Origin of the sequence: Pseudomonas sp. SW-3, from assembly GCF_016615645.1 — a bacterium.
GTDB classification, from domain to species: domain Bacteria; phylum Pseudomonadota; class Gammaproteobacteria; order Pseudomonadales; family Pseudomonadaceae; genus Aquipseudomonas; species Aquipseudomonas mandelii.
The window spans coordinates 4,396,998-4,412,500 of record NZ_CP067098.1 but is presented as its reverse complement, the minus strand read 5'-3'; the positions used below and the strand labels follow the sequence as shown (position 1 = coordinate 4,412,500).

The 15,503-nt window shown below is 59.0% G+C and carries 13 protein-coding genes; 9 read left to right on the top strand and 4 right to left on the bottom strand.

The window, feature by feature from the left end; genetic code table 11:
* Nucleotides 1-11 precede the first annotated feature (11 nt).
* The 5 genes from fadA to JIO00_RS19775 all read left to right on the top strand — a co-directional run bounded on the left by fadA (nucleotide 12) and on the right by JIO00_RS19775 (nucleotide 5,278).
* Nucleotides 12-1,187, top strand: coding sequence for an acetyl-CoA C-acyltransferase FadA (fadA, locus tag JIO00_RS19795; protein ID WP_010456360.1), 1,176 nt, complete (start codon nucleotides 12-14; stop codon nucleotides 1,185-1,187).
* Between the two features lie 100 nt (nucleotides 1,188-1,287).
* The gene (locus tag JIO00_RS19790) at nucleotides 1,288-1,524 is read left to right on the top strand and encodes a DUF1653 domain-containing protein (protein WP_010456358.1); all 237 of its coding nucleotides are present in this window, start codon (nucleotides 1,288-1,290) and stop codon (nucleotides 1,522-1,524) included.
* A 114-nt stretch (nucleotides 1,525-1,638) separates the two neighbouring features.
* The gene (topA, locus tag JIO00_RS19785) at nucleotides 1,639-4,272 is read left to right on the top strand and encodes a type I DNA topoisomerase (protein ID WP_010456356.1); all 2,634 of its coding nucleotides are present in this window, start codon (nucleotides 1,639-1,641) and stop codon (nucleotides 4,270-4,272) included.
* A 141-nt stretch (nucleotides 4,273-4,413) separates the two neighbouring features.
* Complete coding sequence (locus JIO00_RS19780) at nucleotides 4,414-4,938, top strand: DUF6586 family protein (RefSeq protein WP_083376185.1); 525 nt, start codon at nucleotides 4,414-4,416, stop codon at nucleotides 4,936-4,938.
* Nucleotides 4,939-5,044: 106 nt separating this feature from the next.
* The gene (locus tag JIO00_RS19775; RefSeq protein ID WP_010456352.1) at nucleotides 5,045-5,278 is read left to right on the top strand and encodes a hypothetical protein; all 234 of its coding nucleotides are present in this window, start codon (nucleotides 5,045-5,047) and stop codon (nucleotides 5,276-5,278) included.
* A 93-nt stretch (nucleotides 5,279-5,371) separates the two neighbouring features.
* Here JIO00_RS19775 and sulA read toward each other — a convergent pair whose 3' ends face one another.
* Nucleotides 5,372-5,845 (bottom strand): SOS-induced cell division inhibitor SulA, encoded by a 474-nt coding sequence (gene sulA / locus JIO00_RS19770; protein ID WP_010456350.1) that lies wholly within the window; start codon nucleotides 5,843-5,845, stop codon nucleotides 5,372-5,374.
* 10 nt (nucleotides 5,846-5,855) lie between these two features.
* The gene (gene lexA, locus JIO00_RS19765) at nucleotides 5,856-6,464 is read right to left on the bottom strand and encodes a transcriptional repressor LexA (protein WP_007944149.1); all 609 of its coding nucleotides are present in this window, start codon (nucleotides 6,462-6,464) and stop codon (nucleotides 5,856-5,858) included.
* A gap of 229 nt (nucleotides 6,465-6,693) precedes the next feature.
* On the opposite strand from lexA, the gene JIO00_RS19760 reads away from it, so the two are divergent.
* The 3 genes from JIO00_RS19760 (at nucleotide 6,694) to JIO00_RS19750 (ending at nucleotide 9,320) form a co-directional block, all read left to right on the top strand.
* Nucleotides 6,694-7,401 carry a TetR/AcrR family transcriptional regulator gene (locus JIO00_RS19760; RefSeq protein ID WP_010456345.1) on the top strand — a complete coding sequence of 236 codons (708 nt, stop codon included), beginning with the start codon at nucleotides 6,694-6,696 and terminating at the stop codon, nucleotides 7,399-7,401.
* A 170-nt stretch (nucleotides 7,402-7,571) separates the two neighbouring features.
* The gene (gene nagZ / locus JIO00_RS19755) at nucleotides 7,572-8,570 is read left to right on the top strand and encodes a beta-N-acetylhexosaminidase (protein WP_169857079.1); all 999 of its coding nucleotides are present in this window, start codon (nucleotides 7,572-7,574) and stop codon (nucleotides 8,568-8,570) included.
* A gap of 12 nt (nucleotides 8,571-8,582) precedes the next feature.
* A complete protein-coding gene (locus JIO00_RS19750) occupies nucleotides 8,583-9,320 on the top strand; it encodes an S-methyl-5'-thioinosine phosphorylase (RefSeq protein WP_010456341.1) in 738 nt (245 codons plus the stop codon).
* 97 nt (nucleotides 9,321-9,417) lie between these two features.
* On the opposite strand, the gene JIO00_RS29890 is transcribed toward JIO00_RS19750, so the two are convergent.
* Nucleotides 9,418-9,606, bottom strand: a complete 189-nt coding sequence (locus tag JIO00_RS29890) for a hypothetical protein (protein WP_010456339.1) — start codon at nucleotides 9,604-9,606, stop codon at nucleotides 9,418-9,420.
* A gap of 21 nt (nucleotides 9,607-9,627) precedes the next feature.
* On the opposite strand from JIO00_RS29890, the gene JIO00_RS19745 reads away from it, so the two are divergent.
* On the top strand, nucleotides 9,628-12,684 hold the full coding sequence (locus JIO00_RS19745; protein WP_234452909.1) for a DEAD/DEAH box helicase: 3,057 nt from the start codon (nucleotides 9,628-9,630) through the stop codon (nucleotides 12,682-12,684).
* Nucleotides 12,685-12,809: 125 nt separating this feature from the next.
* On the opposite strand, the gene JIO00_RS19740 is transcribed toward JIO00_RS19745, so the two are convergent.
* Nucleotides 12,810-15,503 carry a DEAD/DEAH box helicase gene (locus tag JIO00_RS19740; protein WP_200666691.1) on the bottom strand — a complete coding sequence of 898 codons (2,694 nt, stop codon included), beginning with the start codon at nucleotides 15,501-15,503 and terminating at the stop codon, nucleotides 12,810-12,812.

Genomic DNA, 15,503 nt, shown 5'->3' with positions numbered 1-15,503 from the left:
AGTGAAATTTTATGAGCTTGAATCCAAGAGACGTCGTGATTGTCGACTTCGGTCGTACTCCGATGGGCCGCTCCAAGGGCGGCATGCACCGCAACACCCGCGCCGAAGACATGTCGGCGCACCTGATCAGCAAATTGCTGGAACGCAACGTCAAGGTTGATCCGAACGAAGTCGAAGACGTGATCTGGGGCTGCGTAAACCAGACCCTGGAGCAGGGCTGGAACATCGCTCGCATGGCGTCCCTGATGACGCAGATCCCGCACACTGCTGCCGGCCAGACCGTCAGCCGTCTGTGTGGTTCTTCGATGAGCGCGCTGCACACTGCCGCACAAGCGATCATGACTGGCAACGGTGACGTGTTCGTCGTCGGCGGCGTCGAGCACATGGGCCACGTGAGCATGATGCACGGTGTCGATCCGAACCCGCACATGTCGCTGTACGCGGCAAAAGCCTCGGGCATGATGGGCCTGACCGCTGAAATGCTGGGTAAAATGCACGGCATCACTCGCGAACAACAGGACGCTTTCGGCGTGCGCTCCCACCAGCTCGCTCACAAGGCGACCCTGGAAGGCAAGTTCAAAGACGAAATCATCCCGATGCAAGGCTACGACGAGAACGGTTTCCTGAAACTGTTCGACTACGACGAAACCATTCGTCCGGAAACTACCCTGGAAAGCCTGGCGGCTCTGAAGCCAGCGTTTAACCCCAAGGGCGGCACCGTGACAGCCGGTACTTCGTCGCAGATCACCGATGGTGCTTCGTGCATGATCGTGATGTCGGCACAACGTGCACAGGACCTGGGCATCCAGCCGCTGGCGGTTATCCGCTCGATGGCGGTGGCAGGTGTGGATCCGGCAATCATGGGCTATGGTCCAGTACCGGCCACTCAGAAAGCACTGAAACGTGCGGGCCTTGGCATTAACGATATCGACTTCTTCGAGCTCAACGAAGCTTTCGCTGCACAGGCCCTGCCAGTGCTGAAAGATCTGAAAGTGCTCGACAAGATGAATGAGAAGGTTAACCTGCACGGCGGCGCGATCGCCCTGGGTCACCCGTTCGGTTGCTCCGGTGCCCGTATTTCCGGCACCCTGCTGAACGTGATGAAGCAGAATGGCGGCACCTTCGGGGTTGCCACCATGTGCATTGGTCTCGGCCAAGGCATCTCCACCGTCTTCGAACGCGTTTAAGCGTTTCGTTGACGGAAGCCGGGGCCAAGTGCCCCGGTTTTTGTTTTTCTGAATTTATTTTTTGTTTTTATTTTTAAAAGATTTGAGTGAGGGCCAAACCATGCCGATACAACCTGGGCTCTACCAGCATTACAAAGGTCCGCAGTACCGCGTATTCAGTATCGCGCGGCATTCGGAAACCGAGGAAGAAGTGGTCTTCTACCAAGCCCTGTATGGCGATTACGGCTTTTGGGTGCGTCCCTTGAGCATGTTCCTGGAGTCGGTCGAGGTTGACGGCGAACAGGTGCCACGCTTTGCTTTGGTGGAAGCCGAACCGAGCCTTTTTTCGAAGGCATAAGCTGAGTGCGCGCAGGACCCTGCGCTTGACCTCACCTTGTAGCCACTATATATAGCGGTGCCGCGTCAGGCGCCAACCGCCTTTCACTTCTAGAATTCAGGAATTTTCTGATCCATGGGCAAATCGCTGGTCATTGTGGAATCCCCGGCTAAGGCCAAGACCATCAACAAGTATCTGGGTAACCAATACGTGGTGAAGTCGAGTATCGGCCATATCCGAGACCTGCCCACCAGCGGTTCGGCTAGCGCCAGCAAAGAGCCTGCCGCCAAGCGCGGCAAGGCCGCCGCGGGTGAAGGTCCGGTGCTCACGCCGAAAGAGAAGGCGCGCAAGCAGCTGGTCTCGCGCATGGGTGTCGATCCCGATCATGGCTGGAAAGCCAAGTACGAGATCCTCCCGGGCAAGGAAAAGGTCATCGAAGAGCTGCGCCGGCTCGCCAAAGATGCTGACACCATCTATCTCGCAACCGACTTGGATCGCGAGGGGGAAGCCATTGCCTGGCACCTGCGCGAAGCCATCGGTGGTGATGACAGCCGCTATAAGCGCGTGGTGTTCAACGAAATCACCAAGAAAGCGATTCAGGAAGCCTTCTCCAAACCGGGCGAGCTGGACATTGACCGTGTCAACGCACAACAGGCGCGTCGTTTCCTCGACCGCGTGGTGGGTTACATGGTTTCGCCACTGCTGTGGGCCAAAGTCGCCCGTGGCCTGTCCGCCGGTCGCGTGCAATCGGTAGCCGTGAAGCTGGTGGTCGAGCGTGAGCGTGAAATCCGCGCGTTCAACCCCGAAGAATACTGGGAAGTCCACGCCGACCTCGGCACCGCCAAGGGCGCCACCGTGCGCTTCGACGTGGCTCGCGAGAAAGGCGAAGCCTTCAAGCCGCTCAACGAAGCCCAGGCCATGGCCGCGCTGGAGAAGCTCAAGGCTTCCAGCTACAGCATCGTCAAGCGCGAAGACAAGCCGACCAGCAGCAAGCCGTCGGCGCCGTTTATCACGTCCACCCTGCAACAGGCTGCGAGTAACCGCCTGGGCTTCGGCGTGAAGAAAACCATGATGATGGCCCAGCGTCTGTATGAAGCCGGCTACATCACGTATATGCGTACCGACTCCACCAACCTCTCGGCCGATGCCGTGACGATGGCGCGCACCTATATTGAAGGCGAGTTCGGCAAGAAGTACCTGCCGGAAAACCCGAATGTCTACAGCAGCAAGGAAGGCGCACAAGAGGCTCACGAAGCGATTCGTCCGTCTGACGCCAATACCGAGCCAAGCAAGCTGTCGGGCATGGAGCGTGATGCAGAGCGGCTCTACGAGCTGATCTGGCGCCAGTTCCTCGCGTGCCAGATGCTGCCAGCCCAATACCTGTCGACCACGGTCACCGTCGGTGCCGGCGATTTCGAGCTGCGCGCCAAGGGCCGCATCCTGAAGTTCGACGGTTACACCCGGGTCATGCCGCAGATTGCCAAGCCTGGCGATGACGACGTGCTGCCGGACATGGCCCAGGGCGACGCGATGAAGCTGATCAAGCTTGATCCGACCCAGCACTTCACCAAGCCGCCGGCGCGTTACTCGGAAGCGAGCCTGGTCAAGGAGATGGAAAAACGCGGCATCGGTCGTCCTTCGACCTACGCCGCGATCATTTCCACCATCCAGGACCGTGGCTACGTTGCGCTGCACAACCGTCGTTTCTACTCGGAAAAGATGGGCGACATCGTGACCGAGCGTCTGGCCGAGAGCTTCTCCAATCTCATGGACTACGGCTTCACCGCCGGCATGGAAGAGAACCTCGATGACGTGGCCCAGGGCGAACGCGACTGGAAAAACGTGCTCGACGAGTTCTACGGCGACTTCAAGAAGAAACTCGAAGTAGCCGAAAGCGCCGAAGGCGGCATGCGCGCCAACCAGCCGGTGATGACTGATATCCCGTGCGTGTTGTGCGGGCGTCCGATGCAGATTCGTACCGCATCGACCGGCGTGTTCCTGGGTTGCTCGGGTTACAGCCTGCCGCCGAAAGAACGCTGCAAGGCCACCGTCAACCTGGTACCGGGCGATGAAATCGCGGCGGACGACGAGGGTGAATCGGAATCCCTGGTACTGCGCGGCAAGCACCGTTGCCCGATCTGCAGCACGGCGATGGACGCCTACCTGCTGGATGAGAAGCGCAAGCTGCACATCTGCGGTAACAACCCGGATTGCGCTGGTTATGAAATCGAAGAGGGCACCTATCGCATCAAGGGCTACGAAGGTCCGAGCCTGGAATGCGACAAGTGCGGCAGCGAGATGCAGCTCAAGACCGGCCGTTTCGGCAAGTTCTTCGGTTGCACCAACGCGACGTGCAAGAACACCCGCAAACTGCTGAAAAGCGGTGATGCGGCGCCGCCGAAGATGGATCCGGTGAAGATGCCTGAGCTGAAATGCGAAAAGGTCAACGACACCTACATCCTGCGCGACGGTGCTTCCGGCCTGTTCCTGGCGGCCAGTCAATTCCCGAAAAACCGCGAGACGCGTGCTCCGCTGGTCATGGAAATTGTGCCGCACAAGGATGAGATCGATCCGAAGTACCACTTCCTCTGCGAAGCACCGAAGAAAGATCCGGACGGCCTGCCTGCGGTGATCCGCTACAGCCGCAAGACCAAAGAGCAGTACGTGCAGACTGAAGTCGACGGTAAGCCGACTGGCTGGAAGGCGTACTACGACGGCGGCAAATGGACGGTCGAAGACAAGCGTCCAGCGAAGGTCGCTAAAGCTTAACAGGTGCTGTACTGAAAAGGCCGCATGACAACCTACTGGTTTTCATGCGGCCTTTTTGTTTTGTGCTTGCGGTAGGATCGGCGGATCCACGACACTGTCTGACCTGCGTGAAGCAATTATTTCGTTGTGGAGGCTGCCGTCATGGCCCACGAACTCTATACCCGTACCAACCAGAAGATTTATTTCGCCGGCCTGTCGCTGGAAGCGCTAGCCAAGGCTGAAGAGGGGCGGGCGATGAACTCCCTGGCGCTGATTCAGGCTGGGCGCGAGTCGACGTTGTTTCACCTGTACGGTGCGTTGCTGGGGCTGTGCCATGAAATCGCTGGCTTCTACCGCTTGCCTCAGGCCAATGCACCTCGGGCAGAAATGTTGCTGACCCGCGAAGTGCTGGAAGCCATCGCCATTCCGGAGATGGCTGAGATGTTCGAGCTGGCCCAGAATCCGGAAACCTGGCTGGCGAAGCTGCTGGCGGCTCACGCGGCGATGTTTCAACCGCCTCGCGCTCCGCATAAGCCCAAGGGCGACGTGACTCAGCCGCTCATCCTGGCCGTTAACCTGGATGAGGAAGACGTGCCTGAGGAATTGAGTCGCGAAGAGCTGGAGAGCTGGCGTCAGAACCTCAAAGGGTTGGCGATCCGGTTTCGCGAAGGTTTGAACGAGTGCTGATCGACTGAGAGCCGGCGGCGCGATTAAAAGCGCTGCTGGTCAAGTTACCGAGCGAAGCCTGGCCGATGCCTATATAATCCCCGCCTTTCGTGGAGAACAGACCTTTATGCCAACGTCCTTTCTAGAAATTGTCGAGTTACCAGACGGCCGGATTGAGCTGCGCAGGGCCGAGGACGAGGGTTCTCTGGTTACTTTGGATTTCTCCGAGGATGCCAAGGCTTTCCTGCAGGGCCAGCACGTGGAAGTCGCCAAGGCGATGTTGAGCGTCGGTGTTCAGATGGCAGGACGCCTGGTTGAAGGCGAATTTAATACGGATGAGAGTTCGCGGGTCCTCCACTGATCCCATTCGTCGCTTTCTGCTAATACGGTTACGAACCGGCTTCTCTATCCTTTGAGAAGCCCCGCGCTTTGCGTTGCGCGCATTATTGATACATTAACCCAAGCGAATATTCAGGCTCTGCGCATCTCCGGTACGGGCTGCGCTGATCAACTGTTGCCGTGAGTTTGCGTTCAATGGGTTGAGCCAACTGACAACCGTATGGCTGCGGCCCAGGCGCAAGGCTTCGCAGGTCAACTGCTGAGCGCTCTGAGTGCCGCGAGGTTGCAGCAGCAGGATGCGTTCGCGGTTAAGACCGGCGTCCCGCAACCACGTCTGAGTCAGGCTGGCGGGCGGGGCGATCAGTGTCAGCCACCGCGCGTCTTGATCCTGACTCAATTCACGAAGAATCGGCGCCAAAAGGTTCAAGCAATTCCCGGCTGCACCACGTAGTGAAAGCTCGCTGAAGACTTCGGGTTCTGCGTTCCAGGGCGACTCGACCACGTCTTTCAGGATCGGGGCCAACGGCTGCACCATGAATGCCTCGAACAACGGCAGTTGTGCTTGCTGCGATGTGTGTGGGAACTGCATAAAGCCTCCTTTAGCGGCGAATGACGCCGACACTCAAGCCTTCAATCACCAGTTCCTGATCTTTCAGGTTGACTTCGATAGGGGCGAATTCAGGGTTTTCGGCAATTAACCAGACCTTGCTGCCATCTCGCTTGAAGCGCTTGACGGTCACTTCGTCACCGATCCGCGCCACGACGATCTGGCCATTGCGGGCTTCCCGGGTGGTGTGGACGGCCAACAGGTCGCCGTCGAAAATGCCGACGTCCTTCATGCTCATGCCATGAACGCGCAGCAGATAGTCAGCACGCGGATGGAAGAAGGCAGGGTTGATGTTGCAGGACTCCTCGATGTGCTGCTGGGCCAGAATCGGCGCACCGGCAGCCACCCGGCCAATGATCGGCAGAGTAGACTCGTCGGCCTTGGCTTCGAAGCCCGGAATGCGGATGCCACGGGAAGCGCCCGGGGTCATCTCGATTGCACCCTTGCGGGCCAGCGCCTTGAGGTGTTCTTCCGCCGCGTTAGGCGACTTGAAACCCAGTTCCTGAGCGATTTCCGCACGGGTCGGCGGGTAGCCGTTGTCTTCGAGGCAGCGTTTGATGAAGGCCAGAATCTCTGCTTGGCGTGGCGTCAGCTTTAGCATATTGATCGCTCTGTCTTTTTATACAGTGACTGGGATTATATACAGTGGAACGGTCTTGGCAATGCCCCTTTTTTCGCCGGCCGCTGGACGGTCGATCAGCCAGCTGATTAAAGCCTCGCCGTTGTATGGTTAAATAGCTGACCGACCATTCCCAAAACGAACCGGCAGGCTTGACAATGCACAGGCTGAAACGTATGTTTCAAACAAGTGTTTGTCAGGCGGAGTAGCCATGGCCCAGTCGGAAACCGTTGAACGCATTCTTGATGCTGCCGAGCAGTTGTTCGCGGAAAAAGGTTTCGCCGAAACCTCGTTGCGTCTGATCACCAGCAAAGCCGGTGTCAATCTGGCGGCGGTGAATTATCACTTCGGTTCGAAGAAGGCGCTGATCCAGGCTGTCTTCTCGCGCTTTCTCGGGCCATTTTGCCTGAGCCTTGATAAAGAGCTGGAGCGGCGTCAGTCCAAGCCTGAAAACAAGCCGACACTCGAAGAGTTGCTCGAGATTCTCGTTGAGCAAGCCCTCGTCGTGCAGCCGCGCAGCGGCAACGATCTGTCTATCTTCATGCGCTTGCTGGGGTTGGCGTTCAGTCAAAGCCAGGGCCACCTGCGTCGTTATCTGGAAGACATGTACGGCAAGGTGTTCCGCCGCTACATGATGCTGGTCAACGAAGCCGCGCCGCGTATTCCGCCGATCGAACTGTTCTGGCGCGTGCACTTCATGCTCGGCGCTGCGGCGTTCAGCATGTCCGGTATCAAGGCGTTGCGCGCCATTGCCGAGACCGATTTCGGCGTTAACACCTCCATTGAGCAAGTGATGCGTCTGATGGTGCCGTTCCTGGCCGCAGGCATGCGTGCCGAAACAGGCGTCACCGATGTGGCCATGGCCACCGCACAACTGCGTCCGCGCAGCAAGTCGGCCCCGGCTGCCGCCAAGGTTTAGCCGCGCACGGGTGGGCGCGGCGACTGACATCCGCTAAGCTAGCCGCCCATGCCGACTCTCGTTCTGAACCCGCTTCCCATTGATGTCGCCGACCTGCCGGGCACAGCCCAAGGCGGCGAGCGCGTGCGCGCCGGGTTTTTCGTTATCAAGGAATCTCTATGACTGCTGGCCTGCAAGGCTCGTTGATGGTGGACGTCGCCGGTACCTGGCTGACGGCCGAAGATCGCCAATTGTTGCGTCAGCCCGAAGTGGGTGGCCTGATCATTTTCGCCCGTAACATCGAAAATCCGCGTCAGGTGCGCGAGTTGAGCGCTGCGATCCGCGCCATTCGTCCCGACCTGCTGCTGGCGGTGGATCAGGAAGGCGGTCGCGTTCAGCGTCTGCGCCAAGGCTTCGTGCGGCTGCCGGCCATGCGCGCCATCGCCGACAATCCGAACGCCGAATACCTGGCCGAGCAGTGCGGCTGGATCATGGCCACCGAAGTGCTGGCCGTTGGCCTCGATCTGAGTTTCGCCCCGGTGCTGGACCTGGATTACCAGCGCAGCGCCGTCGTCGGCACCCGTTCGTTTGAAGGTGACCCGGAGCGCGCAGCGCTGCTGGCGGGTGCATTCATTCGCGGCATGAACAGCGCCGGCATGGCTGCCACCGGCAAGCATTTTCCCGGTCACGGCTGGGCCGAGGCGGATTCCCACGTCGCGATCCCGAACGACGAACGCAGCCTCGATGAAATCCGCGCCAACGACCTGGTGCCGTTCGCCAGATTGAGCAAACAACTGGCCGCCGTCATGCCAGCCCACGTTATTTACCCGCAAGTCGATTCCCAGCCGGCCGGGTTTTCCCGCCGCTGGTTGCAGGACATTTTGCGCGGTGAGCTGCAATTCGATGGTGTGATCTTCAGTGACGACCTGTCCATGGCCGGTGCCCACGTGGTAGGCGATGCCGCCAGCCGTATCGAGGCCGCGCTGACCGCTGGCTGCGACATGGGCCTGGTGTGTAACGACCGCGCTGCAGCGGAGCTGGCCTTGAGCGCTGCCCAGCGCTTGAAGGTCAAGCCATCCGAGCGCATTGCGCGGATGCGTGGCCAGTCGTATGCCAACACTGAATACCGTCAGAACCCGCGCTGGCTGACTGCCATAGGCGCGCTTAAAGAAGCTCAACTGATTGAATAAGGACTTTTCGTTATGACGGTTTACGCGATTATCGGTGGCACCGGCCTGACCCAACTCGAAGGCCTGAACATTCGTCAGTCGCTGGCGGTGGACACGCCCTATGGCGCGCCTTCGGCCGACGTGCAGTTTGGTGAATACGCCGGCAAGGAAGTGCTGTTCCTCGCCCGCCACGGTCACCCGCACCGTTTTCCGCCGCATCAGGTGAATTACCGCGCCAACCTTTGGGCGCTGAAACAGGCGGGTGCCGAGGCGATCCTCGCGGTCAACGCCGTGGGCGGAATTCATGCTGCAATGGGTACTGGACACTTTTGTGTGCCTCATCAGTTGATCGACTACACCAGCGGTCGCGAGCACACCTATTTCGCTGGCGACCTGGATCACGTCACCCACATCGATTTCAGCTATCCCTACAGCGAGCCACTGCGCCAGCAATTGATCGCGGCATTGGCGGCTGAAGGCGTCGATTACAGCAGTCAGGGCATCTACGCCTGCACCCAGGGCCCACGTCTGGAAACCGTCGCTGAAATCGCAAAACTGGAACGCGACGGCTGCGACATCGTCGGCATGACCGGCATGCCGGAAGCGGCGTTAGCCCGTGAGCTGGAACTGGATTATGCGTGTCTGGCGCTGGTGGTGAACCCGGCAGCGGGCAAGTCCACGGCGGTGATCACCATGGCCGAGATCGAGCAGGCGTTGCAGGACGGGATGGGCAAGGTCAAGTCCACGTTGGCGCGGGTGTTGGCGGGTTGAGTATCAGCGGTCGGATTAGGTGCCTGGCTGCTTTACGATTCAATGAGTTTCAAGCGGTGTTGATGTCGTGACCACAATAACTGAGCAACTTCATGCGCTACCCTGGGCAGAGGTGTTCAGCCATCGTGCTCTGGAAAAAGCTCGCAGGTACGCGGATGAGGATCGGATAACGATCCGTCAAATTGATGACCTTATGGTTATCGCTACGTGCATCGGCTCCCAGGCGCAGGCATACGAGCAGGTCATTGAGCTCACTGAAGATCGGCGTGGGCAAGCGCAGCTCCAATGCGTTTGCTCCTGTCCTGTCATGTTCAATTGCAAGCACTGCGCCGCAGTCATCTATCACCTGCAAGAACATCCCGTTAACGCGCCTCAAAGTGCCGTCCAGGTTCACTTGAATCGTGAACTGGAGCGCTGGATTGACGGTATTCCTTCTGCAAGCAATCCCCCTGACGAGTCGGCGCAGGGAGCAGGCACGCGCCTGTTTTACAAACTCAGGGCAACATCCTCTGCCGGGAAATGGACGCTGGAAATTTTCAAGGCCCATCAGCTCAAGGACGGCCGCCTGCAAGACATCAAGCCGGTGTACTCGCTGTCGGATACGCTGATTCGGCAACCCGGTTACCTGACCGAACTGGATCTGCGGATCGCCAGATTGTTGGTCGCCGTTCACTCCCACCACGCCCATTACGCCGGCTACCCCTTGGAAGGCAGCAGTGGGGTGGAACTTATCGAAATGCTGTTGCGAACCTCGCGCTTTTTCCTTGACCTCGAACAGCCACAACCCCTGACGCCGGGAATGAGAAGAACAGGTCAATTTTCCTGGGCCGAACAATCCAATGGCAGTTTTCGCCCTCAATGGAGCAGCGACCAAGCGCCAGTGGAAACGATCCTGGCCCTGGAACCCTTGTATTATCTGGATCGCGAGCGGCTGCAAGTCGGACCGCTGTTCAGCGAGCTGGACGAAAAGCTGGCCCGTCACTTGTCATTGGCTCCCGATATTCCTGCAGGTCAGGCGATGCAATTCAGCCAGCGGATGACCGCTGCGACCCGGGCAGCACCACCTCCGTACGCCCTGACGGAACGGGTCGTCGAAGGCATTTTTCCTCAGGCTCACCTGGCGCTCGCCAGCGGCAAGCGTTACGTCCGCTGGCAGTACGAGCCAGAGCACCGGGCTGCATTGGCGTTTACCTACAACGGCCATCCGACGTCGGACCGAAACCCGGAGGTGCTGATCCTTTCGGGTACCGAAACCCAGCGCATCCAGCGCAACCCTGTCGCCGAAAAAACCTTGCGCCAAGCCCTGCAAAAACATGGCTTTAAAAAGGCCACACGCAAAAGCAACCTGGATCGTCCAGGCGAAATGTTCGCCCTGCCGGATGACGCGGCCTGGCTTGCTTTTGTGCACCATGGCATCCCGGCGCTGCGGGAGAAAAACTGGCTGATCGATATCAGCGATAACTTTGACTTCAACGTGCACCCCGTCGAACAGTGGTATGCAGAAGTCGAGGAGGAGTCGGGGCGCCAGTGGTTCGATTTGCAGCTGGGCATCGTCGTCAACGGCGAGCGTCATAGCCTGTTGCCCATCCTGCTGCATTTGCTACGTAGCCAGCCACAGTTGATGGAACCTGCGAGCTTGGCCCGCCGCAATGATGACGAACAGCTACTGATTGAACTTGGCGATGGGCGTTTCGGTGGTAAATCCCATGGCAAAGTCGCACTCCCTTTTGGCCGGATAAAACCGCTGATGGCGACCCTTGGCGAGTTGTACCTGGGTAAACATCTGGGCGACTCGTTGCGTTTGAGTGCTCCGGATGCGGCGCGGCTGAGTGCGCTGGAAGGCATTCCGCTGGTCTGGCAGGGCGGTGAACGGCTGCGCAGTTTTGCAAAGCGTTTACGGGAGTCGATCCATGCTCATGTCCCGGCGCCCGAGGGCCTGAACGCGACGCTAAGACCTTATCAGCTGGAAGGGCTGAACTGGATGCAAACCCTTCGAGAACTGGAGGTCGGCGGTATTCTCGGCGACGACATGGGCCTGGGGAAAACCCTGCAAACCCTGGCTCATCTGCTGACAGAAAAACAGGCCGGGCGGCTTGATCGTCCGGCACTGGCTGTGATGCCCACCAGTCTGATCCCCAACTGGCTCGACGAATCGCAGCGCTTTACCCCGCAGTTGAAGGTCTTGGCACTGCATGGTGCGGCGCGGCAAAAAGACTTTGCCAGTCTTGCCGAATACGACTTGGTATTGACCACCTACGCGCTGTTGCCGCGCGATCTGGAGGTTTTACAGCCTCAGGTCTGGAGTGTGCTGATTCTCGATGAGGCGCAGAACATCAAGAATCCGGTCAGCAAAGCGGCTCAAGCAGCCCGAGACCTGCAGGCCCGCCAGCGATTGTGTCTGTCCGGCACCCCGCTGGAAAATCATCTCGGCGAGTTGTGGTCGCAATTTCACTTTTTGCTGCCTGGCTGGCTTGGCGACAGCAAAACCTTCAATCGCGACTACCGCACGCCGATCGAGAAGCACGGCAATAACGAACGGATGCAACATCTGACGGCCCGGATAAAGCCCTTTTTGCTACGTCGCAAGAAAGATCAGGTGGCAACCGAATTACCACCGAAAACCGAGATTGTGCATTGGGTTGATCTCAGCGATGGGCAGCGGGATGTGTATGAAACCGTGCGCGTAGCAATGGATAAGAAGGTGCGTGACGAAATTGCCCGCAGTGGTGTCGGGCGCAGTCAAATCATCATCCTCGATGCATTGCTCAAGCTGCGTCAGGTGTGCTGCGATCTGCGGTTGATCAAAACGCCGCTCACCGCCAAAGCCCTTCGTTCTGGCAGCGGGAAACTGGTCAGCCTGATGGAGATGCTGGAGGAGTTGCTCAGCGAAGGCCGCAAGGTGCTGCTGTTTTCACAGTTCACTTCGATGCTCGCCTTGATTGAGGACGAGTTGCAGCAACGTGGTCAGGGTTACTCGTTGTTGACGGGTGAGACAACGGATCGGCGCACACCGGTCAAGGACTTTCAGAGCGGTAAAGTGCCGCTGTTTCTGATCAGTTTGAAGGCTGGCGGCACAGGTCTGAACCTGACAGCTGCGGATACAGTCATCCATTTTGATCCCTGGTGGAACCCTGCGGTCGAAAACCAGGCGACTGATCGGGCCTACAGGATCGGGCAAAACAAACCTGTGTTCGTCTACAAGCTGATAGCCCGTGGCACCGTAGAAGAAAAAATTCAGGCATTGCAGTTGGAGAAGGCCGCGCTGGCCGGGGCGGTGCTTGAAGGTGGAGCGACGGGTGGCTGGAAGCTTGAGCAGAGTGACATTGAAGCGCTGTTTGCACCGTTGCCAAATCTCAAGTCCTGATTTCCGATCTCTTGACTGAAAACGAGTTGACCCTATCGCGGGCAAGACACGCTTCCACAGGATGATCGCTGAACCTGTGGGCGCGTGGCTTGCCCGCGAAATCGATCTGCCGGGCGCCGCAGACCTCAGCGTTTCTCGAGCTTATCCGGCAACGGCGCAAACAACGCTTCAATATCATCGCTCTGCAACTTCCAGTCGCCAGTCTTGCGCCCATCCAGCACACCGGCCGCCAGGTCGGATTTTTCCTTTTGCAGGTGCTGAATCTTCTCTTCCACCGTGCCGCGGGCAATCATCTTGTAGACGAACACCGGCTTCTCCTGGCCAATGCGATACGCCCGATCTGTCGCCTGATTTTCCGTCGCCGGGTTCCACCAAGGATCGTAGTGGATCACCGTATCCGCTTCCGTCAGGTTCAAACCGACACCGCCTGCCTTCAAGCTGATCAGAAAGATCTGACGCTTGCCGCTCTGAAAGTCCTTCACGGGGGCGCGGCGGTCACGGGTCTGTCCCGTCAGCAACGCGTATTCAACACCGCGTTTCTTCAGTTCGACCTCGATCAACGCCAGCATCGAGGTGAATTGCGAAAACAGCAAAATCCGCCGACCTTCCTCAAACAGCTCATCCAGCATTTCCATCAGGCTGTCGAGCTTGCCCGAGGTACTGCCGCGAGTCGGCTGCACGGCATCGTTGACCAGGCGCAAGTCGCAGCACACCTGGCGCAGTTTCAGCAGCGCTTCGAGAATGATGATTTGGCTGCGCGCCACGCCTTTGCGAGTGATCTCGTCGCGGACTTTCTTGTCCATCGCCAGGCGCATGGTTTCATACACATCGCGCTGGGCTTCGTTGAGCTCGACCCAATGGATGATCTCGGTCTTCGGCGGCAATTCCGTCGCGACCTGCTCCTTGGTCCTGCGCAGCAGGAACGGTTTGATCCGACCGTTGAGGTGCTGAAGTCTGACTTCACTGGCGCGTTTTTCAATCGGTACGCGGTAATCGCGGTTGAAGCTTTTCACGTCGCCAAGCCAGCCAGGCAAGAGGAAGTGGAACAGCGACCACAGCTCGCCGAGGTGGTTTTCCAGCGGCGTGCCACTCAGGCACAGGCGCTGGCGCGCATTCAGCTCGCGGGCGGCGTGGGCGGCCTTGCTGTTGGGGTTCTTGATGTATTGCGCTTCGTCCAGTACCAGCACGTGCAGCGGCTGCGCGGCCAGGCGGTCGACGTCCTTTGGCAGCAGTGCATAGGTGGTGAGGATCAGGTCGTAATCGACTAGGTGATCAAAGTGTTTTTTGCGACTGGCGCCGTACAGCGCCAGCACTTTGAGCTGTGGCGTGAAGTGCGCGGCTTCATCGAGCCAGTTCGGGATCAGGCTGGTGGGCATCACCACCATGCACGGCCGGTCGAGGCGTCCGGCGTTCTTCTCACTAAGAATATGCGCCAGCGTCTGTAGGGTTTTACCCAGCCCCATGTCGTCCGCGAGAATTCCGCCGACTTCCAGTTGCCGCAGCGACTGCATCCAGCTCAAGCCTTCCAGCTGATATGGGCGCAAGGTCGCGTTCAAGCCTTCGGGGGCTGTTGCGGTGTAATCCTTGATGTCCCGCAGGCGCTGGGCAAACGTGCGGATCTGCTCGCCACCTTCCCAAAGCAGCGGCATGCCTTCCAGCGGATTCAGGCGCGTGGCGTCGGCCTTGCTCAGGCGCAGCGTGGTTTCGCCGGGCTCTTGCAGGTAGAACTCGCCAAGCGTCGCCAGCACCGGTTTCAAGCGGCCGAAGGGCAGGGCGACCTGCAAGGGGCCGTGCTGGGAATTCGGGCGGTTGGGAATGTTCACCAGAATCAGTTCGTCGTCGCGTCGGCGGGCGAGGCGTTCCGGATTGAGGATTTCGGTGTGGGAGCGCATCAGGTTCAGCAGGATCGGCAGCAAGCTCAAGCGCTCGCCGTTGACGATGATCCCCAGCTCCAGATCAAACCAGTCGCGCTCCGGTGCCTGCTCGACGGTGGCGTACCAATCGTCCACGGCGGTCAGGTCGAAGCCGAAATCTTCGTCGATCTGCAGCTCCCAACCTTGAGTGCGCAGTTTCGGCAATTCATTGAGGGTGAAGGTCAGCCAGGCGCTGTCGTTGACCATTTCATAGAGTTCGCCAGCGCTTTCCGGCAAGGCCTTGCTTTGTCGGGTGGCGATCTTGAAACCGAGAATTCGCAGCTGCTCCCGGTAGGCCTGTTCGACTTCCGGGTGGCGTTTTATCCGTAGCGTCTGGGTTTCCTGGCGAATCAGTACATCGGCGTTCTTCTGCCCGGAAACGTACTCATCCAGATAGCTGAACGACAGCGCCGCCCGATGCTGGATGTAGCGCTGCATCTTGCCGTTGCGTGGTTCGAAGGCGCTGAACTCGATGCTCGCCAGCCACAGGCGCGGTATCGGTTGCACGTTGTCCACAAGGACTTGGGGTGGCGCCTTTGGGCTGCGGTTTTCCAATACCGCCTGAAGTTTCTCCAGCAGTTCGGCGTCTTGTGCGGCGGCGGGGTAGGCGAGGGTTTCCTGCACCTTCAGCAGCACCGCCGCGCAATGTTTGCAGTTGACGTGAACCGGGCACGTGCACGTGGCGTCGACCATCAGCAAGGTCGCTTTGGCCGACTCGCGCAGGCGAATGGTCTGGCGGTACACGTTACCGCCAGAGCCTTCGCAAGCGGCGACGATCGTGGCATCGCCAGCCTCGACGATCCTGACGCGGTTCTCCAGCGCGTAGCGACGGCCACGCTCCAGGCTCTGTTCCTTGAATCGGCTGACCCAGGAAGGTGCCAGGGGTTTGCTCAGGGTCGCTGACAT

Coding starts and splice junctions, on each gene's coding strand:
- fadA (WP_010456360.1), top strand. CDS start 12: ATGAGCTTGAATCCAAGAGACGTCGTGATTGTCGACTTCGGTCGTACT.
- JIO00_RS19790 (WP_010456358.1), top strand. CDS start 1,288: ATGCCGATACAACCTGGGCTCTACCAGCATTACAAAGGTCCGCAGTAC.
- topA (WP_010456356.1), top strand. CDS start 1,639: ATGGGCAAATCGCTGGTCATTGTGGAATCCCCGGCTAAGGCCAAGACC.
- JIO00_RS19780 (WP_083376185.1), top strand. CDS start 4,414: ATGGCCCACGAACTCTATACCCGTACCAACCAGAAGATTTATTTCGCC.
- JIO00_RS19775 (WP_010456352.1), top strand. CDS start 5,045: ATGCCAACGTCCTTTCTAGAAATTGTCGAGTTACCAGACGGCCGGATT.
- sulA (WP_010456350.1), bottom strand. CDS start 5,845: ATGCAGTTCCCACACACATCGCAGCAAGCACAACTGCCGTTGTTCGAG.
- lexA (WP_007944149.1), bottom strand. CDS start 6,464: ATGCTAAAGCTGACGCCACGCCAAGCAGAGATTCTGGCCTTCATCAAA.
- JIO00_RS19760 (WP_010456345.1), top strand. CDS start 6,694: ATGGCCCAGTCGGAAACCGTTGAACGCATTCTTGATGCTGCCGAGCAG.
- JIO00_RS19750 (WP_010456341.1), top strand. CDS start 8,583: ATGACGGTTTACGCGATTATCGGTGGCACCGGCCTGACCCAACTCGAA.
- JIO00_RS19745 (WP_234452909.1), top strand. CDS start 9,628: ATGTTCAATTGCAAGCACTGCGCCGCAGTCATCTATCACCTGCAAGAA.
- JIO00_RS19740 (WP_200666691.1), bottom strand. CDS start 15,503: ATGTCAGCGACCCTGAGCAAACCCCTGGCACCTTCCTGGGTCAGCCGA.